Here is a 26074-nt window from a genome sequence, read left to right as displayed (position 1 = left end):
CCAACATGAGCAAACACCATACACCGCCTTCAGGAGTCTCCGTCTGGCTAGGGCTTAAAGACAATGTTTTCACGCAGCAGAAGACCGTTCGCTTTGGCGATGCCAGCGCGGTTAATTCAGGTCGGTTTTATTCGATCCTGACTGTTGTCATTTTACTATCTGCCTGGGGGATTGCCAGCGCCCTCGGCATGCTGGAGAGCTTCTACTGGCCGTCTGTCAATGCAACTCTCACCCGGATGGGCAAGCTGCTTTCTGAAGGGTTCCGTAATGTCGCCTTCTGGGACCACATCGGCATCTCAGTGTTCCGTGTCCTTGGCGGCGTACTGTTAGGTGCACTTGTTGGCATTCCTCTTGGGTTGGCCATGGGCCTATCCTCAATTGCGCGTGGATTATTCGATCCAATCGTGGAGTTCATGCGCCCAATTCCGCCGCTTGCTCTGATACCACTGATTATCCTGTGGTTTGGTATTGATGAGACCGCAAAGATCTTCCTGCTGTTCCTAGCGTCCTTGTTTATCATGACTATTGCAGCACGGTCTGGCGTGAACAGCGTCAAGATCACCAAGGTGCATGCTGCTTATTCACTTGGAGCATCTCGCACACAGATCCTGTTTCATGTGATTTTGCCAAATGCACTGCCGGAGATTTTCACCGGCCTCAGAACAGCCATGGGTGTTTGCTGGGGCACTGTTGTTGCTGCAGAGCTGGTGGCAGCTGATAAGGGCGTCGGTTCCATGATCATGATTGCAAAGAACTTTTTGCAAACAGATACGGTGGTGATCGGGATCATGGTCATCGGGCTTATTGGGTACACCATTGAACTTGGTATGCGGTATTTGGAGCGCTTGCTCATTCCATGGCAAGGCAAAGGCTGATTGCAACAAGAGGCCACTCAAGACCAGAAGGGGAGAGCTGAAAGGCTCTTCCCTTTTTTGTTTATCCACTTTGTCCTGAAACCTTGACTATGCACAAATAGCAGTTGATTTTATCCGCGGAAGCTCTCATTTTTGAAAGTGGGAATAAGCGTTGCTTGAGCAAATTTCTGCGCGACCTCATCCCCTACAAACTTAGAGACCTCCCGCCTTTGAAGAGCCATTACTCGACGCAAGCACTTCCGGGGCGGAATACCCAAAAGGTACTCGGCGCCTCGTATTTTCATTGGCAGCAGACCTTTTGCGGCACCTGATCGTTTGAGGAATTGTCATGAAGACCGTCGTAATTGCAGGCGCAACCGGCTATCTGGGTTCTTATCTCACCTCCTATTATCAGCGGCAGGGCTGGTGCGTTCGTACTCTTGTGCGCAATGAGCAAGCAGCCCGCACGAAAGGCCTTGAAGCCAGTGAGGTTTTTGAGGGGGAAGTTACTCAGCCAAACAGCTTGATCGGGCTGATGGATGATGTTGACCTTGTCGTCTCTGCGCTTGGTATTACCCGCCAGAAAGACGGCTTAAGTTACAACGACGTGGATTATCAGGCCAACAAGAACCTGCTTGATCTCGCAGTGGAGAACAGCGTCCCTCATTTTGCGTATGTCCATGTGCTGAACGCGAGTAAACTGCTGAATGTGAAACTCGTACGCGCCAAACAGCACTTTGTTGAGGTGCTTCAGACGGCACCAATCAAAAGCACAGTTATTTCTCCAAGCGGGTTCTTCTCCGATATTGAGGAGTTCCGGGGCATGGCGAAATCTGGCCGGGTTTACATGTTTGGTTCAGGAGACTTTCGCATCAATCCGATCCACGGGGCTGACCTCGCCGCAGCTTGCTTTGAGATTATCGAAGAAGGGCAAGCCTACGCCGAGGTTGGTGGTCCGGTGAAGTACACCCACAACGAGTTGGCTGAGATCGCCTTTAGGAGCTTGAGCAAGAAAGCCAGGATCACGCATCTCCCCAATTGGATCAGCATCGCACTACAGCGGGTGCTGGAGACGTTCACATCCGTGAAAACTTATGGGCCGACCCAGTTTTTCCTGAGTGCCATGCGGATGGACATGATTGGAAAGTGCTATGGCAAAATCCGGCTGGAAGATCACTTCGCCCAACTGGAGCAAAAGGAAAAGCAAAATACTGGCTAGATCTCGCTAGTTGAAGGTGGGGGTTGCTGAACTGCGTGTTGCCATACGGTAACGGCTGCCTGGGTGCACAAGACGCACGTAAGTTATGCCCTGCCCTGAAATCCATGTGCGACGCTCAATCGTGAAAACAGGCTCACACTCTTGCAGCTGCAGGAGCCGTTGCTCCTCAGCTGTAGCTTTGTCGGCCCGGAAGACGTGCTCAATGTTTGGGTGTGGGACGCGTTGTAGCAGCCATTCATTTGGGCCGATATCAGCAAAACTCTCCTGTGAGGCTTCAGGTAATGCAGAAATGTTGATCCAGCGCACGTCAAGTTGCTGCGGAATGCCATCACCATAATGCAAGCTTTTCAGAAAAAGAGCTTTCTCGTTTTGCTCCAATCCAAGCTGGGCACGAACATCTTCCGGCGGCAGGGCTTCCAGGCGCTCCAGTAGCAGGTACTTGTAAGACTGATCCTTGTTTTCGATTTCTTGCCGGATTACTGGAATGGAAATGGTTGCAGGATGGGATTTCGGTTGAACGACACGGGTACCAGCTTTACGGCGGCGTTCGACCAGTCCAGCATCCGCGAGCTCTCGCATCGCGCGGTTGACGGTTGATCGGGTACACCCAAACTCCTCAGAAAGCGCTTGCTCACTTGGCAGTAAATCACCTGGCTGCCATTGCTGGCTGGTGATCCGTTCCTGCAAAATACCTCTAATTTCCTTATAGGATCGCAAGCGCTTGTCCTGTCGTTTTCATATGGAATTGATTGCGGCGTTGTTAGGCTGCTTCCAGCAAAACTGCAAGCTGTTCTCTGTATTTAGCCGTGATAGCTGCACGGTGGATGTGCTGTCCGTCTTTCACCATGTGGCGCCCGGCCGACCAGACATCAGTCACGACACGGTCATCGCCTGCAAAAATCCAATAATCGAGATATTGGTCTGGTCTCAGGCCTGCAAACTCAACGCGAGTGGTGTCGATTGCAACCACATCAGCCAGATGGCCTTCCTTCAGCTCACCAGTGCGCCGACCAAGCGCTTGTGCACCACCTTTGGCAGAGGCCTGATACATGGCGGTGCCGACAGAGCCTTCTCCACACAACATGACATTGCGAGACTGATCACGCAGGCGTTGGCTGTATTCAAGAATGCGCAGTTCTTCAGAGAGCGAGATACGCAGGTTACTGTCCGAGCCGACACCATAGACACCTCCAGCTTCGATGAATGTTGGCCCGTTAAAGATGCCGTCGCCGAGATTCGCCTCCGTAATCGGGCAGAGACCTGCGACTACACCAGCCTTCGCCATGGCCACGGTTTCCTCTGTGGTCATGTGGGTTGCATGCACGAAGCACCAGTTATCTTGCACATCAACATTGCTCAATAACCATTCGATTGGCCGTGCGCCCAGCCATTCCTGAACGGCTTCTACTTCCTTCATCTGCTCTGAGATGTGGATGTGAACAGGCTTGCCTGCAAACGTGGAAGCAATCTCGCGCAATTGAGATGGGTTGGTTGCCCGCAGTGAATGTGGTGCGATACCGACCTGACAGTCAGCGGGTAGAGTGGCAGCCAGCGTTTTCGACGCTTGCTCAATGAGTTGCAGATGACGATCCAGATCATTGCCGAACCGCAGCTGACCGCCACTGAGTGGCTGCTCGCCTGCACCACCGTAGGAATAGAGCACCGGCAGATGCGTGAGGCCGATGCCTGTCTGGCTGGCAGCGGCAAAGATGCGATCGCTCATTTCTGCAAGGGTGTCGTAGGGTTTTCCATCCAGTTGGTGATGGAGGTAGTGGAACTCACCCACACTGGCATAGCCAGCCTCTAACATCTCCATATAGACCAGCGCTGCGATTGCCTCGGCTTGCTCCGGGCGCAATTGCCCCAAAAAGCGATACATGAGCTCACGCCAGGTCCAGAAACTGTCTTTTCCCTTTTGGCGCACTTCTGTCATGCCAGCCATTGCGCGTTGGAAGGCATGTGAATGCAAGTTGGCAGGGGCAGGACAGATCAATCTGCTTTTGCCGGAAACCTCTTCGCCTTCGGGTCTTACCCCAGTCTCAACGGCTTTGATTGTGCCGTTGTCATCCAAGCGCAAGCGCACATTTTCAGTTAGACCAGTGGGAAGTAAAGCCTGCCCTGCAAAGATGGTTTTCATTGCTCACTCAATAGGTTTGATGTGAAACGATGATCAGCTCAGATCATTTTTACATTAATAAGCATATACATAAATGCAACTCACACAACCACACCATTTTTCTAAGATATCACCATATAATGATAATAATGGCTGAATTTAGCTATTTATTCAGCCTCCTCAGATGCATTGGCTCAAGAATTACGCACATTGCACATTTTTTATGTATAGACATTAAGCGATTTCCATGTAGATTTTTACTGAAGTGAATTCACGTGGAATCTCGGGAGGGTCCATGACAAGCGGGAGAACCGTACTCACCAACCTGACAGCTGCAACTCTTTCTGAGCAGTCGGATGGTTATGGCCTGATCCATTGCGCAGCGATTGCCATTGAAGACGATAAGATCTGCTGGATTGGTCCTGAGCTGGAGTTGCCAGAGGACTGGAAAGGCACAGCGCAAACTGACCTTGGCGGGCGCCTTGCAACACCGTCTCTCGTTGATTGCCACACGCATATTGTCTATGGCGGTTCCCGCGCTCGTGAGTTTGAGATGCGGTTGAATGGTGCGGCCTATGAAGAGATTGCCCGCGCCGGTGGTGGTATTCGTTCCACTGTTGCTGCTACGCGCGCTTCCAGTGAAGAAGACCTGTTAGCCAATGCATTGCCACGCGTTGATGCATTGCTGGCGGAGGGTGTGACACTTCTGGAGATTAAGTCTGGTTATGGGTTGGATCTAAATACCGAGCTGAAAATGCTGCGAGTTGCCCGCAAGATTGGTGAACTTCGGCCAGTCAAGGTCCTGACCACCTTCCTCGGCGCACATGCGTTGCCGCCTGAGTATGAAGGACGCAGTGATGCCTATATCAGCTTTGTTTGCGATGAAGTGCTCCCTGCTGTTCAGGCCGAGAACCTTGCCGATGCGGTTGATGCATTCTGTGAAGGGATTGCGTTTTCACCTGAGCAGGTCAGCCTCGTATTTGACCGGGCACAGGAGCTTGGCCTGCCAGTTAAAATTCATTCTGAGCAGCTCTCTAATCTTGGTGGCACGGCTATGGCAGCCAGCCACAAAGCGCTTTCCGCTGATCATCTGGAGTATTTGGATGCCGCCGGTATTGCGAGCATGAAGGAAGCAGGAACTGTTGCCGTTCTGCTGCCGGGCGCATTCTACTTCCTGCGTGAAATTCAACATCCTCCTCTTCAGGAATTGCGCGATGCCGGTGTTCCTATTGCTCTGGCGACAGATGCTAATCCGGGGTCCTCTCCCCTCACCTCACTTCTGCTGTGTATGAACATGGCATGCACCTTGTTCCGCATGACACCGCAGGAAGCGCTGGCTGGGATTACTCGCAATGCAGCCCAAGCACTGGGGCAAGCGGAGACTTGCGGGACTTTGGAAGCAGGCAAGCAGGCAAACATTGCGATCTGGGATGTTAAGGAGCCAGCCGAACTGGCCTACCGGATCGGGTTCAACCCACTGAACCGCCTGTATTTCCTCGGCAAAGACATCACAAAAACACAAGCAAATTAAGCACTGAGGCATTCATGACTAGTTCCCCCACCGTCTCTTCCAAACCAAAGCTGGTTTTAAAACCGGGAGAAATTGCGCTTTCTCAGCTTCAGCAGATCTATCGCACTGAAGCCAACGTAGAACTGGACCGCTCTTGCAAAGAGGGTGTTGAACGGGCTGCAGCTGTTGTGCATGCAGCGGCACAGGGTGATACACCGGTGTATGGGGTGAATACGGGATTTGGGAAGCTTGCTTCTGTCAAAATCCCTAGTGATGATACTGCTACCCTACAGAGAAACCTCATTCTTTCGCATTGCTGCGGCGTTGGTGATGTGCTGCCGCAAAACATTGTGCGTTTGGTGATTGTGCTAAAACTCGCCTCGCTGGGTCGCGGCGCATCCGGTGTGCGGTGGGAGTTGATTGAGTGTCTTGAGCAGATGCTGGCGCACAATGTTGTGCCAGTGGTTCCTGGTCAGGGAAGTGTGGGGGCTTCCGGTGACCTGGCTCCACTTTCTCACGTTGCAGCTGTGATGCTCGGTGAAGGAGAGGCCTTCTTTGGCGGTGTGCGCGTTTCTGGCAAAGAAGCGATGCAGTTGGCTGGTATTCCGACTATTCAACTGGCAGCGAAAGAAGGCCTTGCGCTAATCAATGGCACGCAGGTTTCAACTGCACTTGCTCTTGCGGGTCTGTTCCAGGCACATCGTCTTGCGAAGACTGCGTTGATTACCGGTGCTATGTCCGTTGATGCGTTGATGGGCTCTGGCGCTCCGTTCCGCCCTGAGATCCAAGAGCTGCGCGGTCATAAAGGCCAGATTTCTGCCGCCGCGACCATTCGCGAGCTGATGTCTGGCTCAGCGATCAGAGAAAGCCACCGCGAGGATGATGAGCGCGTGCAAGATCCGTACTGCCTGCGCTGTCAACCTCAGGTGATGGGCGCTGTACTGGGGCTTCTTGCTCAGGTTGCTTATACGCTTGAGATTGAAGCCAATGCAGTGACTGATAACCCGCTTGTTTTCAAAGACGGCTCCATTGTTTCCGGCGGCAATTTCCATGCTGAACCGGTTGCGTTTGCTGCTGACCAGACCGCTCTCGCCATTTCCGAGATTGGCGCAATCTCGCAGCGCCGGATTGCTACGCTGGTTGATCCAGCGCTGAACTATGGTCTGCCGCCGTTCCTGACACCAAATCCGGGCCTCAACTCCGGCTTTATGATCGCGGACGTGACCTCTGCTGCCCTTTACAGCGAGAACAAACAGCGTGCGGCACCTTGCTCCGTGGATTCGACGCCGACCAGTGCCAATCAGGAAGACCATGTTTCTATGGCAACCCATGCGGCGCGGCGTTTGATTGATATGAATGCGAACCTTTCACAGATCATCGGCATTGAGTTGCTGATGGCCGCTCAAGGCATTGAGTTCCGTGTTCCGCTCAAAACCAGCCCAATCTTGCAGGAAGTTATCGCAGCCGTACGCACTGAGGTGGAAGAACTGGAAGATGATCGTTACATGGCGCCGGATTTGGAAAAAGCGGCTGAACTTGTTGCTTCTGGTCGAATTTTTGATGCTGCCAGCAAAGCTCAGTTTTTCAAGTTAGAGGAGACCTGATTGACCTATTCCTTCTCCCCCCTGATCAAACGAGGCGACAGCCCGATTGTGCTGGCTCAGCCGCATGGGGGCACTGATGTGCCTTTAAACATCTGGGACAGGTTCAACACAGTGGGACAAGCGCTGGCCGATACGGATTGGCACATCAATCGCCTTTATGACGGTCTGCTGGAAAACGCGAGTGTAATCCAGACACCAGTGCATCGCTATGTGATTGATGCTAATCGCGACCCTTCAGGTGTCTCGCTTTATCCGGGGCAGAACACCACCACCCTTTGCCCGCTGACTGACTTTGACGGACGCCCGATTTACCGTGACGGGCAAGAGCCATCTGAGGATGAAGTTGAAGAACGTCGCGCTAAGTTCCACGCACCGTATCATGAGGCGATTGCGGAAGAACTGGAGCGTGTGCGGCAGAAGTTTGGTGTTGCTGCTCTTTACGACTGCCATTCCATCCGCTCCAACATCCCGTTTCTGTTTGAAGGTGAACTACCAGTCTTCAACATAGGCAGTAATGTTGGACAGACGTGCGCTCCGATGATTGAGCAGATCACCGTTGATGCTTGCCGGCAGGATGACAGCGTGGAAACGGTGGTCAACGCCCGCTTTAAAGGTGGTTGGACAACACGCCATTACGGGAAGCCCGAGACCGGTATCCATGCCATTCAGATGGAGATTGCACAGCGGGCCTATATGTTTGAGCAGAGCCCGTGGGCCTACGCTCCAGAGCGCGCGGACAAGACACGCGCCACTCTCAAATCCATTCTTACTCAGTTAGAAGCGCAGGCCCTTGCAGGGGCATTTTCAAACGCCAGTACAAGTCGCTAACGGAGCCGACAATGACCGATACGCTCACTCAAGACCCTCGCAAGAATACGCGCGATATCTTTCCACCAACCGGGCCAGAGTTGAATGCCAAGAGCTGGCTGACGGAAGCACCGTTGCGCATGCTTATGAACAACCTGCACCCTGATGTGGCTGAAAACCCGCATGAGTTGGTGGTGTATGGTGGCATTGGCCGTGCTGCGCGCACCTGGAAAGATTTCGACACCATTGTCGAGAGCCTCAAAAAACTGGAAGCTGATGAAACCCTGCTGGTTCAATCCGGCAAGCCGGTTGGCGTGTTCCGCACACACGAAAATGCGCCTCGCGTTCTGATCGCCAATTCCAACCTTGTACCGCATTGGGCGAACTGGGATCACTTCAACGAGCTGGATAAAAAAGGTCTGGCGATGTACGGCCAGATGACTGCGGGCTCGTGGATCTACATCGGCTCACAGGGCATTGTTCAGGGCACTTACGAAACCTTCGTTGAGGCAGGCCGTCAGCACTATGGCGGAGACCTGAAGGGCAAGTGGATCTTGACTGGTGGTCTTGGTGGTATGGGTGGTGCTCAGCCGCTTGCAGCAGTCATGGCTGGTGCGTCTTGTCTGGCCGTTGAGTGTAACGAAGACAGCATCGATTTCCGCCTGCGCACCAAATACGTCGATGAGAAAGCCAAGACGCTTGATGAAGCACTGGAGATGATTGAGCGCTGGACTGCAGCTGGTGAGACTAAATCCGTTGGCTTGCTCGGCAATGCCGCTGACATCTTCGCAGAGCTGGTTGAGCGGGGTGTTCGTCCGGATATCGTGACAGACCAGACTTCTGCTCATGACCCGATCAATGGATACCTGCCACAGGGCTGGACCATGGCGCAGTGGAAAGAAAAACGCGAGAGCGATCCTAAGGCCGTTGAGAAGGCCGCACGTGCATCCATGAAAGTGCATGTGAAAGCGATGCTGGACTTCCATGAACGCGGTATTCCGACCGTAGATTACGGCAACAACATCCGTCAGATGGCATTTGAAGAAGGCTTAGAGAACGCCTTCGACTTCCCAGGATTTGTCCCTGCCTACATTCGTCCGTTGTTCTGTAAAGGTGTTGGTCCGTTCCGTTGGGCAGCGCTTTCTGGTGATCCTGAGGACATCTACAAGACAGACCAGAAGGTGAAGGAACTCATTCCTGATGATCCGCACCTTCATAACTGGCTGGACATGGCGCGGGAGCGTATTTCCTTTCAGGGGCTACCAGCACGAATCTGCTGGGTCGGTCTGGGTCAACGTCATCGTCTCGGTCTTGCATTCAACGAGATGGTTCGCAACGGTGAGCTGAAGGCACCGGTTGTGATTGGCCGCGATCATCTGGATTCCGGTTCTGTCGCGTCACCAAACCGCGAAACCGAATCCATGATGGATGGCTCTGATGCTGTTTCTGACTGGCCGCTGCTCAATGCGCTGCTGAACACTGCTTCTGGTGCAACATGGGTGTCTCTGCACCATGGCGGTGGTGTTGGTATGGGCTTTTCCCAGCATTCCGGCATGGTCATTTGTTGTGACGGAACGAAAGAAGCTGATGAGCGTGTTGGCCGTGTGCTGTGGAATGACCCTGCGACAGGTGTCATGCGCCATGCGGACGCAGGCTACCAATTGGCAATTGATTGCGCCAAGGAGAATGGTTTGAACTTACCATCTCTAGGTAAGTAACTGACTCGGGAGCACAAACCTTTCCTGATTGAGTCAGTTCCTCCATTTCCGGGCAAACTGGTCTAGCCGCGTATTCTGGCACTCCAGACTTTAAACAAAAGCCGATGAGGGACCGCAGTTCGCGGCCCCTTGTTATTCTAATTTTTGAGGGGAAAAATTATGAAAAGACGTGATTTTCTTAAGGGTGCAGGTGTTGCTGCAACTGGCATCACCGCTGCTTCTGCTTTGGCAGCTCCGGCTGTTGCTTCCGACAAGATCAAATGGAAGATGGTTACCTCGTGGCCAAAGAACCTTCCGGGTCCTGGCGTTGCAGCGCAGATGCTTGCAGATCGCATCACCATGCTTTCCGGTGGGCGCATTGAGGTGAAACTCTATGCAGCTGGTGAGCTGGTTCCGGGCCGTGGTGTGTTTGATGCAGTATCGGAGGGAACTGCTGAACTTTACCACTCTGTCCCTGCATACTGGGGCTCCAAGTCCAAAGGCTTCCTGCTGTTCGGTTCTCAGCCATTTGGTTTGACTGCTGATGAGCAATATGGCTGGATGGCACATGGCGGTGGTCAGGCGCTGTATGACGAAATGTATGCGCGCTTTAACCTGAAGCCATTCTTGTGTGGCAACTCTGGTCCACAAGCTGCTGGTTGGTTCCGCACTGAGATCAATTCTGCTGAAGACCTGAAGGGGCTGCGCTTCCGTACCACTGGTCTTGCTTCTGAGATGTGCACCAAGATGGGCATGGCTGTTCAGGCAATGGGTGGCCGCGACATGTTCCAGGCGCTTCAGACGGGAACACTGGATGCCGGTGAGTTTATCGGTCCCTGGACGGACTCTGCTCTAGGCTTCTATCAGGTTGCCAAGAACTATTACTTCCCGGGTGTGGGTGAGCCATCTTCAGCTGAAGAATGTGCTGTGAACTCTGAGGCTTACAATGCTCTCCCTGATGACCTGAAGCAGGTTGTCGCGTTTGCGTGTTCCTCGCTCTACAACGATGTTTGGACTGAATACACCACCAACCATGCTAAGGCTTTGAAGATGCTGGTTGCGGAAAAAGGTGTCATGGTTCGCAACATGCCAGAAGACGTTATTCTGGCAATGGGCAACACTGCTGGTGAAGTGATTGGCGAACTGCGCCAGAACGATGATGAGCTGGTGAAACGCATCACTGAGAGCTTCCTCACCTATCGTGAATCCATGAAGGAATACAAACCTCTGGCAGATAATGGCCAGATGAACATGCGCCTTCTGGACATCAACTACGGTTAAGTTGCAGTGTTCTGGCAAATTCCCAGTTTGTCAGAATTTTCCGCGCGATATTCAGTCGGGGTACATCACCCCGGCTGCTCTCCTGCTTTCCTCAGCTTCGTGCGTTCCTTTCTCCGAAAGCCAATAGCTATTTTTCGAAGGTGCGCTCTAGAAAGCCAAGAAAAAACTCTGGCCTGATCGGATTCCACCGATGACCTCTGTTGTCTTTAAACTCGACGCTATCAACCGCATGGTTGGCCATACCATTCGTTGGTTTGCGTTGTTTATGTTGCTTTTGCAGTTTGCGATTGTTTTGCTGCGCTATCTGTTTGGCGTCAGCTACATCTTTCTCGGCGAAGGCGTGCTCTACATGCATGCCGCCGTTTTCATGCTTGGCGCGGGCTATACGCTTCTGGCTGACAAGCATGTGCGCGTTGACATCTTTTATGGGCAGGCCTCACCCAAGGCCAAAGCCATCATCAATCTGATCGGTGCTCTGCTCTTTTTGCTGCCAACTGTTGGGCTGCTGCTCTGGATCAGCTGGCCGTTTGTTTACAACAGCTGGAAGATCCTAGAAGGGCCGATCTCTGTTGGCGGTATTCCTGCGAGCTTTCTGCTTAAAAGCCTTATTCCAGCATTCTGCGGCCTTCTGATCATTCAGGGTGTTTCTGGTATTTTGCGCGATGGCCTCTTCTTGTGTGGTGTTGAGGTTGAGGAGCCAAAGCTGTGATTGAGTTTCTCGATATCTTTATGTTTGCCGGCTTGTGCTTTGCGATTTTGCTGGGCTACCCCGTTGCCTTCACAATTGCTGGTGTGGCCGTTCTCTTCGCAATTCTTGGAGCATTGGCTGGCACGTTTGATACCAGCCTGCTGGGTGCGCTTTCGCAGCGTATTTTCGGCACGATGACAAACAACGTGCTGATTGCGATCCCGCTCTTTGTCTTCATGGGGCTTGTGCTTGAACGCAGCCGCATTGCTGAAGACCTGCTGGAAGAAATGGGCAAGTTGTTCGGTTCTCTTCGTGGCGGTTTGGGTATTTCCGTTGTGCTCGTTGGTGGGTTGCTCGCAGCTTCCACTGGTATTGTGGGTGCAACTGTGGTGACGATGGCGTTGATTGCTTTGCCCACTATGCTGCGTAATGGCTACGATCCGAAACTAGCTGCTGGCACGGTTTGTACAGCTGGCACTTTGGGGCAGATTATCCCTCCTTCAACGCTTCTGATCATCCTTTCTGAGGTGATGTCCAACGCCTATCAGCAGGCTCAGTTTGCTGAGGGCAAGTTCACCGTTGAGACAATCAGTGTGGGGCAGACGTTTGCTGCAGCGCTGGTCCCCGGGTTGATGCTGGTGGGTGTTTACATCGTCTACCTGCTTGTCCGCGCCTATCTTCAGCCTAGCTGTGCGCCTGCTATGGACAAGCAAGTGCTGGGCACAACTTCAGTGCGCCGTATTGCGTCTGTGCTCATTCCACCTGTGGCTCTGATTATTGCTGTTCTGGGCTCTATTCTGGGAGGTGTAGCAACGCCAACGGAAGCTGCTGCGGTTGGTGCTGTTGGTGCTTTACTGCTAGCTGGTTTTCGGTTGAGCAACGGCAAATCCAACCTTCTGCTCGGAGCCAGCGTCATCGCATTGCTGGCAGTGATTACTCTTGCAGGCGTCACCACCATTCGCTTGCAAAAGAGCGAGCTGACTGCTGCGGACTGGGGGTTGGCGTTTGTTGCGATTGTGCTGTTGATCATCGGCATCAGTGGTCTGCTTCAAAGCGTGATGCGCATGTGGCGATCTCAGCTGTTAGCGCCAGTGATGACCAATACGCTTTCGATTTCGGCCATGATCTTTGCGACCATTATTGGTGCGAGTGTGTTCTCGTTGATCTTCCGCGGCCTTGGCGGTGATACACGTATTGAAGAGCTGATTTCTGCGATGCCAGGCGGTGAAATGGGGGCCTTACTGTTTGTAATGGCCTTGATCTTCGCACTGGGCTTCTTCATGGACTTCGTTGAGATCTCGGTGATCTTGCTTCCGATCGTAGGCCCTACCCTGCTGATGATGGGCTTTGATCCAATCTGGCTCTCTGTGATGATCGCCATCAACCTGCAAACCAGCTTCCTGACGCCACCGTTCGGGTTCTCTCTGTTTTACCTGCGCGGGGCAGCACCGCCAGAGATCACAACAGGCATGATCTACAAAGGGGTGTTGCCTTACATCCTGCTGCAGATTGTCGGGATGGCACTGGTCTGGTTCTTCCCTCAGATAGCGACATGGCTGCCGTCAGTTTTATTCTGACCGCAGGACATCATTGGAAGTTGGGAAAGGCTGGATATCGCGTCCAGCCTTTTTTCATGGGTTCATTTCCATGAAGCTCTCCGGCGGGATCCAGGTTTCCGGCATATGCTTGTTGGCCCATCGGCACATTTCCTGAAGCACAGGTAGAATATCCCTTCCCGTCTCAGACAAGAGATATTGGTAGCGCTTTGGGTTCGGTTGATAGAGCTCTTTTTTTACCAATCCAGCCGCTTCCAACTGGTTGAGACGCACTGTCAGAACGCTCGTGGTTATCTTCTCCGGTGAGCTCAGAAACTCTGAAAAGATCTTCTTTCCATTGAACATATCGCGCAGGATCAGGAGGCTCCAACGGTCACCCACTATATCCAGCGTATTTGCGATCGGGCAGCCGGAACGGTTTTCGGTTGACATACCGCCAATCTCTCCTATGGTGAATAGTGACTTGCAATTTACAAGTCACTAAGTCATCTCTCAACACTGACTAAGGATAGTATCATGGAAAGTGCTTTTACAGGGTCCTGCCTTTGCGGGAATGTACAGCTGAAATCCACAATGAAGCCGCAGATTACCGCACACTGTCACTGTGATGACTGTCGCAAGTCGTCCGGAACAGGACATTGCACTCATGCAGCTTTGCCCAAAGAGGCGGTTGAAGTGACTGGGGAGCTCACATTTTTCGACAAGCCTGCAAATAGTGGAAATGTGGTCACAAGGGGCTTTTGCCCAACCTGCGGCAGTGCTGTTTACTCACTCAACTCAGCCATGACAGATTTGATCTTTGTGCGTGCATCTGCAGTTGACCAACCGGAGGTCATCGAGCCTCAGGTAAACGTGTACTCCAGCAGGGCGCCGTCGTGGGATGAGATTGATCCGAATCTTCCGGCATTCCCGGAAATGCCTCCGCAAGGCTCACGAGAAGTTATCGAAGAAGGTGTTAGCAGCTAGCACTTCATTCCTATGAGGCAGGTAAGCGTTCACCCCCAACGCGGCGCGGCCTGTTTTTCTAAAACAAATAGAAACGGGGGGAGCAAAGCTCCCCCCGTCGCAGGCAATTCAGAGATTAAGGAAGAAAACTCTCTTACATTGCCAAGGAGATAAAGATACCCGCGATCGCCGCGCTCATGAGGTTGGAGCAGGTTGCTGCCAACAGAGTGCGAGGACCGTACTTCGCGATGAAGTTCATGCGGTTTGGAGCCAGAACACCCAGACCACCAATGAGAATACCCATGGAAGAGATGTTCGCGAAGCCACAGAGTGCGAAGGAAACGATTGCCTTAGTCTTTTCCTGAATGACAGGCAGACCCATGTCGATTGCAGTGGCATCTACGAGGTAGTTCTTCAGGTCGAGGTACGCCACGAATTCGTTGACGACCAGTTTTTTACCGATCAGAGAACCTGCAACACCGATGTCAGCCATTGGAACACCCAGCAGATAAGCGATTGGAGCAAAGATCCAGCCGAGGATCATTTCCAGAGACAGGTTGAAGCCTGCCAGATCACCAACACTGCCGAGGATCAGGTTCACCAGAGTGATGAGACCGATCATTGCAACAAGGTTTGCACCGATCGCGCCAGCAAGCTGAAGACCATTCATTGCGCCCTGACCAGCAGCAGCCAGCACGTTTTCTGGCTTTTCGTCACCAAAGTCAGCGCTTGTGTCTACTGTGTAGTTCACTTCTTTGGTTTCAGGCATGATGAGTTTTGCGAAGAGCAAACCGCCTGGCGCAGCCATGAAGGATGCAGCGAGCAGGAACTCAATCTTAACGCCCATCAATGCGTAGCCGCCGAGAACAGTACCAGCAACAGATGCCATACCACCACACATGATAGCGAAGAACTCACTATCAGACATCTTAGGCATGTAAGGCTTCACAACCAGTGGAGCTTCTGTCTGACCAACGAAAACGTTGGAAACCGCAGACATGGATTCTGCCTGATGGGTGCCGAGCAGTTTTGCCAGACCACCGCCAACGACACGAATGACGACCTGCATAACACCAAGGTGGTACAGAACAGCAATCAGAGCGGAGAAGAAAATAACGAGGCAAAGCACGTTGAAGGCAAACACAAAACCAACAGTTTCAGAAAGTGTACCGTTGGTGAGGTTGCCGAAAAGGAAGTTAACACCGGAACGACCGCTGTCGATCACACCGGAAACACCCTTTGACATTGCATGAAGAATAGCGCGGCCAGCTGGAATATAGAGCACGAAAGCGCCGATACCAATCTGTAAGGCAAGTGCCCCCCCTACAGTGCGGAGATTGATCGCTTTGCGATTGATTGAAGCCAATACAGCAATAACGATTAGTGTAGCGATGCCAAGAAAACCTGTTGCGAACATTATGAGCTCCTCCCAGAGGCTCTGAGGTAAGTTGTTGATTATGGTTGGGGAGAAATTTGAAGCGCCGGAAGGCGACTAACCGTACCCACCTTCACGTGGACAGTTGAGATGGCCACCCGCATCCAACAAATGCTTTGTCATTGAAAAACAATGTAAAACACCTGCGATTGTAGAACCTTCTGGAGCTTTATCAGGAATTGTCAGTGCTGAGGACATACACACGGTGGGAGTTCGCGAGTATGAGCCGTCAGTCTCAGTGAAAGCGCGGCATACGACAGGCGCAGTACACTCACCTTGCGTAGGTGCGAATGTGAACTGACCCGATTGCATAGTTTGCCTCACCTTTTATTTAATTCCCTTTGATGAGGTCAACCTAGTTGCCTGAGAGGCAATTATTAAGTTTTTTAAATATATCAATCGTTTCGAAGTTCGAAACAAACTAGAAAATATTACGTAGAAAACCACGTCACATACGGATTATTTCGTAGATTATAGTTCTTACAGAACATATAGAATAAAAATAGTAGAACTTTAAGAGCTACAACCTAGAACAAAATAAGAATAACAAAACAAGTTCATGCACGATCTAATCACATCAGGCCGTATTACTTTGAGAATGCTGCGTTACTTCCATCAAGTGTCAGTAAGTGGACACTTTGGGCGTGCGGCGGAAGAGCTGCATATTTCTAAGTCACCGATGTCCATACAAATCAAAGAGTTGGAGGTTGCCCTCGGTCTCTCTCTCTTTCAGCGTGACTCACGAAATGTTTCTCTGACTGCTGCGGGGCGCGTGTTGAAACGTGAGTGCGAGCAGATTTTCAATACGTTGGACTACGCCATTACCAACACTCAGCGGCAGGGACGTGCGGAAAACTCGACCCTCAGCATCGGGATGGTGAGCAGCGCCTTTCTTGATGGATTTGCGAACCTACTCTCGGATTTCAAGAGCAAGCATCCGGATTGTTCTTTGAATTTTACCGAGTTGGCGCCCAATCAACAGAAGGAAGCGCTGGATGGCGGCATCATTGATCTGGGTATCTGCCGCTATGGCGATACACTCAATGAGCCAGCCTTAAACTCAAAAGTATTAGTGAGAGAAAACCTTACTCTGGCAGTGCCTAGCACGCACCCTCTCAAGGATCGCAGGGTGGTGGGACTGGAAGAGCTAAAAGATGAGGAAATGGCTGTTTTGGACCGTAGCATGTCCAACTCAACGCCATTTTTGATTGCAAGATGTAAGGATCAGGGCTTTTACCCCAAAGCCGCTTTTGAGGTTCAGGAGCCAAGTACCTTGTTAGCGCTGGTTGCTTCCGGTCAGGCGATTGCTTTGGTTAGCGACTGTTTTCGTAGTCAGAAATCCAAGAATGTGCGTTTCATTCGCTTGAAGGAAGACATTCCGGCAGACCTTTGCGCAATTTACAAAAAGAACTATGAAACCGATATCTTGCGCAAATTTCTGCAGTTCATCGAGTTTGACTACAAACCGCAGATTGATGAGAACTGAGGGAAATCTGCATGTTCCCTCAGTTTAAGCCCTAAGCAGTTTCCTGTTCAGAAATGCTGACGTCCATCCGCTTGCCCGTATCAGCATTGAAGAGATGTACGCCCGACAATGTCAGCTCCACGTAGACCTGGTCACCAGTTCGGCGCGTTATCTCAGGGTCTTCGCGAACAACCATTTGCTCGCCAGTTTCCAACTCAACATGCACGTAAGTGGTGTCCCCCAGATACTCTTCCAGTAAGACTTCTGCCTTCAGATAGCTCTCCCCTGCTTCATCGTGCAAAATACCGTGAGACGGACGGATACCGAGTGTGACATTTGTCGGGATGACCGAGGCCTTGTTGGAGATAGGGAGTAGCGTCCCATCCTTAAGCTGCGCACTGTTTTCGCTCAGTTTTTCCAGCTGCAAAAAATTCATATTGGGTGAGCCGATGAAACTGGCCACGAACAGGTTTGCTGGGCGCTCATAAAGGTCTCGCGGTGTGCCGACCTGCTGGATCTCGCCGTCATTCAGAACCACAATACGATCTGCCAGTGTCATAGCTTCGACCTGATCGTGGGTCACATACACCATGGTCGCTGACAGGCGTTGATGAAGGCGCGCGATTTCCAACCGCACTTGCCCACGCAGTGCTGCATCCAGATTTGAGAGAGGTTCATCAAACAGGAAAATTTTGGGATCTCTCACAATCGCACGGCCAATTGCAACACGTTGGCGCTGTCCACCTGAGAGCTGAGAGGGCTTTCGGTCCATCAAGGCCTCCAGCTCCAGCGCACGTGCACTTTCAGCAACGCGATCCTTGATTTCTGCCTTTGAGTACCCTGCCTGCTTTAGGACCAGCTCCATGTTTCCCCGCACACTTAAATGCGGGTAGAGCGCGTAGGTCTGGAAGACCATGGCGATCTCACGCTTCGATGGCGGCAGGTGTGCGATGGATTTGCCTTCAATGGCGATATCGCCCGCGCTTTCGTCTTCCAGCCCTGCCATGATGCGCAGGAGTGTGGATTTTCCGCAGCCGGATGGCCCGAGCAAGACGAGGAACTCACCGGATTGGATATCAAGGTTGATACCATCCAGTACATTCTCAGCACCGAAAGACTTGTAGAGGGATGAGATTTTCAAGTTAGCCATATTACAAGTCCAGTTTCTGAGCCGTGCCTGTGCGCACAGCCTGATCTGCCGCCAATACGACAGCCAGAGAATTTACCGCTGCATTCATGTGATCTTCTAAATCCAGCCCTGCACGGATAGCTGTGAGCACAAAGGCTTGCTCGCGATCACACAGGGCCTGATGCCCCGGTTCACCATCCATGCTGAGTACATCGTCTTTGCGTGTAAACTCGCCGTTCGCATCCGTTTCTCCGTAATGAACCCGGATGGTGGAGGTTTTGGTGTGCATGTCGATATCGTCCGAACGGGCCTCGCCTTCCATGACAATCGAGACGCTGCCATTTTTCGAGACGACATCTTTGACGAAGAACGCGGTTTCCGACATCATCGGGCCCCACCCTGCCTCGTACCAGCCGACGGAGCCATCCTCGAACAGGACTTGCAGATGGCCGTAATTGTACATGTCATCGGGCAGTTCATCACTCAAACGCACGCCCATGCCACGCACTTCGACCGGCTTGGCGTCGGTGATCTGGCACATGACATCGATGTAGTGGACGCCACAGTCGACAATCGGTGATGTGGTTTGCATCAGCTGTTTGTGGGTTTGCCACGTGGCGCCGCTGGATTGCTGGTTGAGGTTCATGCGGAAAACGTAAGGGCCGCCCAGTTTGCGCGATTGCTCTATGAGGGTTGTCCATGATGGGTGATGGCGCAGGATATAACCAACCACCAGTTTACGTCCCAGCTTGCGAGCAGTTTCCACGACACTTTGAGCATCTTCCAGAGTGGTTGCCAGTGGTTTTTCTACAAACACATCTGCCCCTGCTTCCATCGCCATGACTGCATATTCTGCATGGCTGTCTGAGTAAGTGCAGATGGACACAAGATCGGGTTTCGTTTCGACCAGAGCCTGCGCAAAATCAGATTGGATGGTGTAGCCACTCAACTCTTCAGGCAATTCCACCGGTGATCGATTGACCAGCCCTACGATCTCAAATCCCGGATTGGTCTCATACGCCAGAGCATGGGATTTTCCCATGTTTCCTAGGCCAGCCACGAGCACGCGGATAGGTTTGTTACTCATTTGACTGCTCCAGATGTTAGGCCGCGAATGAGTTGGCGTGAAAAGAGCGTGTAGAGAATGAGGACCGGAATAACTGCCAGTGCCATAGCAGCGAGAATTGCATTCCAGTTGTTGGAATATTGCCCAACAAACACCTGAGCGCCCAGTGTGAGTGTTTTGGTATGCTCTGCGGGGGCCAGAACGAGTGGGAACCAGAGATCATTCCAAATCGGGATCATGGAGAAGACAGCCACTGTTGCCATTGCGGGCCTGATGAGAGGCAGTACGAGGCGTAAGAAGATGGAGTATTCTGAAAGGCCATCAATACGACCAGCGGATTTGAGGTCTGATGACACTGTCGACATGAACTCGGAGAGAATGAAGATCGCCAGTGGCAGGCCTTGCGCTGTGTAGACCAGTATGAGAGCCCAATGCGTGTTCACGAGATCCGTTGCGACCATCAAGCGGAGAATTCCGACAGTTCCCAGACGGATCGGGATCATAATGCCCAGCGCCATATAAAGACCCATGAGGCGATTACCGCGGAACTTGTATTCACTGAGCGCAAAAGCTGCCATTGCCCCAAACAGGAGAATGAGACACAGGCTCACACCAGTCACGAACAGCGAGTTCCAGAAATATAGCGGGAAGTTGCCTTGCTGCAGCACTGTTGAATACCCAACCAGATCCAGTGTTTCGGAGGTTGGGAGTTCCAAGGGCTTGCGGAAGATTGCTTTTTTGGTTTTGAGCGAATTGATGAGAATGAGAAGAACAGGGAAAAGCGCGATCACTGCAAACGTGAGCAGGATTACATGCGCTCCCAGTTCTGCCATTCGGTTTCGTCTTGCACGAGAAATAGCCATTTGCGCCTCACATCTCGTAGCGGGTCAGCTTGCGCTGAATAAAGAAGAGATAGACAGCAACACCCATCAGGATGATGAAGAACATCACCGTCGCAATGGCGGCACCCATGTTGGGGTCACCGGGTTGCAACTGTTGCCCGTAAAACGTTCGATACAAGATCGTGCCCAGCAGGTCTGTCGAGAAATTTGGCCCCGCAAGCGGCCCCTGCGTGGTGTAGATCAAGTCAAACGCGTTGAAGTTGCCCACGAAGGTTAGGATAGAGATGATGCCGATGGTTGGCAGGATCAGGACCAGCTTGATCTTGAAGAACTGGGAAATGCCGGTCACGCCATCACATTCAGCTGCTTCAATCACCTCGTCGGGAATAGAGAGAAGCGCAGCATAAATCAGCATCATTGGAATGCCGATGAACTGCCAGACAGAGATGAGAGAAAGTGTGGTCAACGCTGTTTCTTCTTTACCGAGGAACGGTAGATACCAACTGCCAACCCCGACAGACTTCATCAGACCTTTGGAAACGCCCCATAGCGGGGAGAGCATGAGCTTCCAGACGAACCCGACCACAACGAAGGACAGAAGGGTCGGCATGAAGATGGCAGTGCGATAAAACTTCTTGCCCGGCAGATGCACCATGGAGAGCAAAGCCGCAATCAGGACACCAATCGGATTTTGCACCAGCATGTGGATCAGGAAAAAATAGCAGTTGTTCCAAAGCGAATTGAGGAACGGCTTGACCCAGTACGGATCGAAGAACAGCTTGATGTAGTTTTCCAAGCCGACAAACGAGATCACTTGCGTGGTCGTATCTCTTTGGAAGAACGAAAAGCGCAGGGTTTCGGCCAGCGGCAGGATCATAATCATCGTGTAAACGATGACTGCCGGTGCCAAAAAGACAAGTACATGCCAGCGGAACGGCTTCTTCTTCCGCTCACTGACCATAAGGTCCTGTTCCAATTCCATCATCTCTCATTGCAATGCAGATGCGCGGGTCAGTCCGCACATCTGCTGTTTTGTATTCAGTCAGAGAGATGGTTTAATCCATCTGAGGTTCGTACCAGGCGCTCAGCCCCTTCTGAAGCTGGTTCGCTGCGTCCGCAGGTGTCTGCTTGCCATTGATGACGTTTGCAGACACGACCCACATTTCGTTCCAGAGGTTTGGAGTACCGCGAGAAACGATCTGTGCCGCAGAGCGGTTGGTGGACTGACAGTCTTTACGCCAGGAGATGAACTCGTCCGCCAGTGGATCAGTGAGCGAGATCTCATGCTTGGACAAGGAGAAGAAGCCCGGCACAGCGTTGGAATAGAGTTCTGCGAACTCTTTGGTGCCCATCCACTCAAGGAACTTCATGGCAGCTTCAGAATTTGGCGAGGCTGCATTCAGGCCAATGCCGATGTCAGTGTGGTCTGAGATGTAGCAACTGTCACCCTCTGCTGGCAGAGGTGGACGGAAGGCGCCAAGCTCGAAGTCTGAATCGCGGTTGAAGCCTGCAATTTCCCAAGAGCCTGATGGATAGATTGCAGCGCGGCCCAGTGTGAACAGTGTCTGGCTATCCGGATAGGATTGAGCTTCATAGCCATCCCCAAGGTACGGCCCCCAGCTTGCCAGTACTTCAAACGGCTTAACCCAGCCATCATCCGTCAACTTTCCGGTGCCAGCAACGACTGCCTTACGGCCTTCCTCACCTTTCCAGTACATTGGCCCAATATTCTGATAGCCCATTGCAGCGGATTCCCACTGATCCAACGTGCCCATCGCCATTGGGATGTAATTGCCGTCTTCCTTGATCTTATCGAGAACAGCAATGAACTCTGCCTGAGTTTTTGGTGGTTCAACACCGACTTCAGCAAAAGCATCCTTGTTGTAGATGAAGCCGTGGATCACAGCGGCCATTGGCACACAGAAGGTTGCACTGCCATCATCGGTGCTCCATGCACCTTTTGCTGAATCCGGGAAGTTATCGAGGGTTGCCATGCCCTGCAGGTTCTTCAGATAGCCTTTACTGTAGAGATCCAGCGACCCATCAAACGGACGGCATGTGATCAGATCACCACCGGTTCCACCTTCCAGCTTTGCATTCAGTGCTGCATTGTATTGTGTTGGAGCTGTTGGCGAGAACCTGATTTTGATCTCTGGGTGCGCTTTCATAAACGCAGGTAGAATGGTGTCCTGCCAGATGCTTAAATCGTCGTTACGCCAGCTCTCAATTGTCAGTTCAGACGCTGCAAAAGCAAAAGATGCGGAGCCCAGAAGCAGGGATGCAGCAATGCCTGATGTCAAATAGTGTTTCATTAATTCCTCCCGTAACAAATGATCGAATACCGCCTTGAAAAACCGTCGGTATTGCAACTCGCCAGCCCCCCAGCTGGCGAATATTCCTTTTGGCACATAACGGTCTAAGCAGATCGCAATGTGCACATAATTCAGTCAGGTTGATGTAACCCAAGCACCCGAAGAGATTCTCCCAAATCTCCCTGAGTTTCATTCAAAACATTAGTGGCCTGTTGCTTTGTTGCCCCCAGCACCAGTAAGACAGCCAGCTTGATCTGACTGTCACTTTCATGCAGGGCAGCTGCGGCTTTTTCCTGCGAGCAAGCGGTGAGTGAGACCACCATGTCTTTGGCGCGCTGATCCAGTTTGATGTTGGTCAGCTGCATATCCACCATGTAACCGCGATACACCTTCTTCAACCGGACCATGAGCGCTGTAGAAAATAGGTTGAGTGCCGCCTTTTGGCTGGTTCCTGCCGATAATCTGGTTGATCCTGCCAACACTTCCGGACCTGTCCTTAAAAGGATTTCATGCTCAGCATCGGCCAGTAACGGGCTTTGCGGATTATTCGCCAGTGATATTGTAAGAGCCCCCGCGCCTCTGGCGGTTTGAATGGCAGAGCGGGTAAAAGGTGTGGTGCCGCTTGCTGCAATACCCAAGACGACATCAGAAGCGCCGACATTGTTCTCTAAAATGAAAGCACGGCCTGCTTCTTCGCTGTCCTCAGCGCCTTCCTGCGGGCGTAACAATCCAGCTTCGCCACCTGCCAGACCATAGATCAATCGATGCTCTGGCCAGCCAAATGTGGGGATGAGTTCAATGCCATCCAAAACGCCAAGCCTGCCTGAAGTACCTGCGCCGACGTACACAAGTCTACCTTCGGTTCCCTGCAATCTTTGGGCAGCAGCATCAACTGCGGCTTCCAGCTCTCCCAACGCAGACCAGACAGCGTTGAGGGCTTGCATTTGACCACCCAGCAAGGCTTTGAGGACTTCGTCAGTCCCCCATGTTTCCAAGCCTGCATAACGTGAAGATCTTTGCTCGGTTTCACGCCACTCCTGCGGATTGGAATGTTCTGGAAACCCCACTTTTTTGGATATGCTGGACACGAGACTCTCCCTGATACCAATAGCATACCAACAACTCACGATATGGCAATGATATATTAGAAAAGACCCGCAACTTGCGTAATCTCAATAGATTTCTAGCAGTTACCTGTGACAATTGCAGGCCACAGGTATTGTTTTGGACCTAGTTTTTTCTTGATCAATCCCAGCGTGCTTCTTCTTCGCGGCGTACAAAGACGACCTGACGTCCATCAGGCAGCAACTGGCTGATTTGATCTGGGCCGCCGTGTTCATCAAACTCAACTAATCCAATGCCACTTGCATTCAGCAAGCGTCGGCCATGATGCGTGCCCACAGGTTTGCGCGGAATAACCTTCATGCCACGTCGTCTGGTGAGCCAGTTCAAGGGAGAGCGAGGCGCATAGAGCCAGCGGTTCAGATGGTCGAGTTTATCAAGCAGTTTGGCCGGGAACTCGTTTTTGATGCCACTGCTGCAGATTTGCCAGATGTCAGGCCCACGAGAGTGTCCGCGTAACTCGACATCGTAAACAAAGGAGTAGTGCACGTCACCAGAAAGGATCGTAAAGCGATCTGGCGTTTTGCGGTGGCGGAACACATTCAAAATGCCATCTGCCGTTCCCGGATGTGCCATCCAGTATTCCGCATCCACCATGAGCGGCTTGCCCATGAACGTGAGCAGCTTCTGCAGCGTTTCGATCAGCTTTACGCCGAAGATCGGGGCTGCGGAGACGAGTAGCACGGCGTCTTTTCCGCGCAGAGATCGTTGTAAATCTGTGACCGCTTCCCAGTCCAGAAGACCCGAGGGTAGATGCCCTGCCCGCTCTGATCTCCATCGGCGTGTGCGCGTATCCAGCACCAGCAGTGGTGGGTCTAGTTCCCAGTAATAGTCCCAGTTTTCAAAGGCGAAGAGGTGATCCAGAAACTCATCGTAGCTGTTTGTGCCGGGCACAGTGACAGCTTGCGTCATCGCTTCAAGTGTTCCACCTGAGAACGCTTCAGGTCGGTTGCCCCACCCCTGATTGAGCATATAGGCACACAAGGCATTGCCAATGATCCGTCGGGAGAACGGATGGCCGTAGGCGGTCTCTTCCCAATCACGGTTGAGGTTCCAGTCATCAGTGACATCATGGTCATCAAAGATCATCGCGACCGGAAGATGCGCAAACAGGCGGCGCACCTGACTGAGGCCAACAACAAACTCTTTCAGAATTTTCTGTTCGCTCTCATAGAGCGCTGCTTCTTCTGGTGTCAGTCCTTCAGGAACGTCTGTCTCAACCAGATCCCATAGTGCTGGAGACCAGACAAGGAGGTACATTGCCAAGAATTCAGCAAGTGTGATCAGATGGTTATGGGCATGATCGGCAGTAAAGATTGGTTTTTCTACGCCACCGAACAAGACAAGCCAGAGCTTTCTGTTCTTCTCCAGACTTGGGAGAAACTTTTCGCGGCGGTAGTAGGTGTCGCCGTGTTGGTAGAAATCTGATGCCTTATCAGGCACTTTGCTTTCCAAGCCTGCCAGCTGTTCCTCAGTGATACCGAGTTTTTCGATGAGCGCATGGATAGCTCGCAACATGGGGCCAGCAACATCATCTGAGTAAATCTGATCGCCACTCATCACGAGGGCAGTTGGCCATTTTTCCTTGTCAATTTTGGTGCCGTTCTCAGCCCTGATATGCTTTGCCAGAAACTGATCAGCTGCGACCAGACCATCGCCGGATTCGTGATGTGGTTTGCGGCAGGACCCGTGCAGGAGCGAGGAAACTTTTGAGCTTAGCAGAAAGCCGGGAAGCTCCTGATTTTCATAGCAGAGATCAGGCGCCCATACGGAATGATCCTGCCAACCAGCCTCCTCGTCATCCTCCATACGCAGAGCGAGGCGATAGCTGATCCAAGTGTCATGCGGTAAAGGGCTTTGGAGAGGTAGATCGATCAGGAGGTAGTGGAGATGTACCCCTGCTGAGATCAGGTTTACCTCAGTTTGCGCTTTCGTCAGCTCGTAGGTTTGCGGCTCACGGCCTTGTGGGAGCAAATCCAGTTTCACATCCGCCGGAGCGCGCACTGCGAGCCAGAATGTTAAACGTGAGGTTTCCAGTCGACGCAAGATTGGGCCAGCTAAAACGGATGGGAGAGAACAGGTTTCAAGCATTCGTTGATATTATTTTTCGCGATATCCAGATGTGAAATTCTTAGATGAGAGATAGGTATGCAATCCTCAAAAGCCAATATGGATCAGCAACTCTCTTCTCTGAAAGACCAAACTACAAAAGTTTTCTGAACCCCGCCTGAACCGAACCTGCCTTGACAGTAGTTCATAATCGTTCTAGCAAAATCATGTATGCAGGGGAGTCTCACCAAGGAGACTGAGAGGCTGACAGAGCGCAAGCTCGGCGACGCGACCCTTAGAACCTGACCCAGTTGATACTGGCGTAGGAAGCACGGGTCGCGGGACCTGTTTATAAGGCTAGTGTAACAACCGCGATC

General features: G+C 52.1%; 22 protein-coding genes and 1 riboswitch. Of the genes, 11 read left to right on the top strand and 11 right to left on the bottom strand.

The features are described from left to right. Positions 1-5 precede the first annotated feature (5 nt). Positions 6-875 carry an ABC transporter permease subunit gene (locus PsAD13_RS04575; RefSeq protein ID WP_057464094.1) on the top strand — a complete coding sequence of 290 codons (870 nt, stop codon included), beginning with the start codon at positions 6-8 and terminating at the stop codon, positions 873-875. Between the two features lie 328 nt (positions 876-1203). Beyond that, positions 1204-2073 (top strand): SDR family oxidoreductase, encoded by an 870-nt coding sequence (locus PsAD13_RS04570; RefSeq protein WP_063317421.1) that lies wholly within the window; start codon positions 1204-1206, stop codon positions 2071-2073. 6 nt (positions 2074-2079) lie between these two features. Here the strand turns inward: PsAD13_RS04570 and PsAD13_RS04565 are convergent, their stop codons facing one another. Together PsAD13_RS04565 and PsAD13_RS04560 are read right to left on the bottom strand one after the other, a co-directional pair. Continuing rightward, positions 2080-2790: a UTRA domain-containing protein gene (locus PsAD13_RS04565; protein WP_063290945.1), complete on the bottom strand. Its 711-nt coding sequence runs from the start codon at positions 2788-2790 to the stop codon at positions 2080-2082. Positions 2791-2833: 43 nt separating this feature from the next. After that, complete coding sequence (locus PsAD13_RS04560; RefSeq protein ID WP_063317420.1) at positions 2834-4210, bottom strand: formimidoylglutamate deiminase; 1377 nt, start codon at positions 4208-4210, stop codon at positions 2834-2836. A 274-nt stretch (positions 4211-4484) separates the two neighbouring features. Here PsAD13_RS04560 and hutI point away from each other — a divergent pair, with 274 nt between their 5' ends. From hutI to PsAD13_RS04525, 7 genes are all read left to right on the top strand, one after another. Then, entirely contained in the window at positions 4485-5720 is a 1236-nt protein-coding gene (gene hutI / locus PsAD13_RS04555; RefSeq protein ID WP_063317419.1) for an imidazolonepropionase, read from the top strand. A 14-nt stretch (positions 5721-5734) separates the two neighbouring features. Beyond that, positions 5735-7303, top strand: coding sequence for a histidine ammonia-lyase (gene hutH, locus PsAD13_RS04550; RefSeq protein ID WP_063317418.1), 1569 nt, complete (start codon positions 5735-5737; stop codon positions 7301-7303). Beyond that, complete coding sequence (gene hutG, locus PsAD13_RS04545; protein WP_084404642.1) at positions 7304-8131, top strand: N-formylglutamate deformylase; 828 nt, start codon at positions 7304-7306, stop codon at positions 8129-8131. Positions 8132-8142: 11 nt separating this feature from the next. After that, positions 8143-9828 carry a urocanate hydratase gene (gene hutU, locus PsAD13_RS04540; protein ID WP_063317417.1) on the top strand — a complete coding sequence of 562 codons (1686 nt, stop codon included), beginning with the start codon at positions 8143-8145 and terminating at the stop codon, positions 9826-9828. Between the two features lie 159 nt (positions 9829-9987). Further along, positions 9988-11088 (top strand): TRAP transporter substrate-binding protein, encoded by a 1101-nt coding sequence (locus tag PsAD13_RS04535; protein ID WP_063317416.1) that lies wholly within the window; start codon positions 9988-9990, stop codon positions 11086-11088. A 190-nt stretch (positions 11089-11278) separates the two neighbouring features. Continuing rightward, a complete protein-coding gene (locus PsAD13_RS04530; protein ID WP_063317415.1) occupies positions 11279-11797 on the top strand; it encodes a TRAP transporter small permease subunit in 519 nt (172 codons plus the stop codon). Beyond that, positions 11794-13353, top strand: a complete 1560-nt coding sequence (locus PsAD13_RS04525; RefSeq protein ID WP_084404641.1) for a TRAP transporter large permease subunit — start codon at positions 11794-11796, stop codon at positions 13351-13353. Before PsAD13_RS04530 ends, PsAD13_RS04525 begins: the two co-directional genes overlap by 4 nt. Before the next feature lie 54 nt (positions 13354-13407). On the opposite strand, the gene PsAD13_RS04520 is transcribed toward PsAD13_RS04525, so the two are convergent. Then, positions 13408-13764, bottom strand: a complete 357-nt coding sequence (locus PsAD13_RS04520) for a helix-turn-helix domain-containing protein (protein WP_057464141.1) — start codon at positions 13762-13764, stop codon at positions 13408-13410. Positions 13765-13848: 84 nt separating this feature from the next. On the opposite strand from PsAD13_RS04520, the gene PsAD13_RS04515 reads away from it, so the two are divergent. Beyond that, positions 13849-14298 (top strand): GFA family protein, encoded by a 450-nt coding sequence (locus PsAD13_RS04515; protein WP_063317414.1) that lies wholly within the window; start codon positions 13849-13851, stop codon positions 14296-14298. A 133-nt stretch (positions 14299-14431) separates the two neighbouring features. On the opposite strand, the gene PsAD13_RS04510 is transcribed toward PsAD13_RS04515, so the two are convergent. After that, a complete protein-coding gene (locus PsAD13_RS04510) occupies positions 14432-15694 on the bottom strand; it encodes a NupC/NupG family nucleoside CNT transporter (protein ID WP_063317413.1) in 1263 nt (420 codons plus the stop codon). A 577-nt stretch (positions 15695-16271) separates the two neighbouring features. Here PsAD13_RS04510 and PsAD13_RS04505 point away from each other — a divergent pair. Continuing rightward, on the top strand, positions 16272-17198 hold the full coding sequence (locus tag PsAD13_RS04505) for a LysR substrate-binding domain-containing protein (RefSeq protein ID WP_057464105.1): 927 nt from the start codon (positions 16272-16274) through the stop codon (positions 17196-17198). Between the two features lie 31 nt (positions 17199-17229). Here the strand turns inward: PsAD13_RS04505 and ugpC are convergent, their stop codons facing one another. From ugpC to PsAD13_RS04470, 7 genes are all read right to left on the bottom strand, one after another. After that, positions 17230-18327, bottom strand: coding sequence for a sn-glycerol-3-phosphate ABC transporter ATP-binding protein UgpC (gene ugpC, locus PsAD13_RS04500; protein ID WP_063317412.1), 1098 nt, complete (start codon positions 18325-18327; stop codon positions 17230-17232). A 1-nt stretch (position 18328) separates the two neighbouring features. Continuing rightward, on the bottom strand, positions 18329-19393 hold the full coding sequence (locus tag PsAD13_RS04495; RefSeq protein ID WP_063300452.1) for a Gfo/Idh/MocA family oxidoreductase: 1065 nt from the start codon (positions 19391-19393) through the stop codon (positions 18329-18331). Continuing rightward, positions 19390-20229: a carbohydrate ABC transporter permease gene (locus PsAD13_RS04490; RefSeq protein WP_063300471.1), complete on the bottom strand. Its 840-nt coding sequence runs from the start codon at positions 20227-20229 to the stop codon at positions 19390-19392. The genes PsAD13_RS04495 and PsAD13_RS04490 overlap by 4 nt, the downstream gene beginning before the upstream one ends. A gap of 13 nt (positions 20230-20242) precedes the next feature. After that, complete coding sequence (locus tag PsAD13_RS04485) at positions 20243-21196, bottom strand: sugar ABC transporter permease (protein WP_244272055.1); 954 nt, start codon at positions 21194-21196, stop codon at positions 20243-20245. Between the two features lie 73 nt (positions 21197-21269). After that, positions 21270-22526, bottom strand: a complete 1257-nt coding sequence (locus tag PsAD13_RS04480) for an ABC transporter substrate-binding protein (RefSeq protein ID WP_063317411.1) — start codon at positions 22524-22526, stop codon at positions 21270-21272. Between the two features lie 131 nt (positions 22527-22657). Further along, the gene (locus PsAD13_RS04475) at positions 22658-23614 is read right to left on the bottom strand and encodes an N-acetylmuramic acid 6-phosphate etherase (protein WP_084404640.1); all 957 of its coding nucleotides are present in this window, start codon (positions 23612-23614) and stop codon (positions 22658-22660) included. 157 nt (positions 23615-23771) lie between these two features. Continuing rightward, positions 23772-25739, bottom strand: a complete 1968-nt coding sequence (locus PsAD13_RS04470) for a hypothetical protein (protein ID WP_063317410.1) — start codon at positions 25737-25739, stop codon at positions 23772-23774. A 183-nt stretch (positions 25740-25922) separates the two neighbouring features. Then, positions 25923-26043: riboswitch (TPP riboswitch) on the top strand. Positions 26044-26074 lie beyond the last annotated feature (31 nt).

It is taken from the genome of Pseudovibrio sp. Ad13 (genome assembly GCF_001623225.1).
Taxonomy (GTDB): domain Bacteria; phylum Pseudomonadota; class Alphaproteobacteria; order Rhizobiales; family Stappiaceae; genus Pseudovibrio.
The sequence above is the reverse complement of the archived record's forward strand: the minus strand, read 5'-3'. Positions and strand labels throughout refer to the sequence as shown.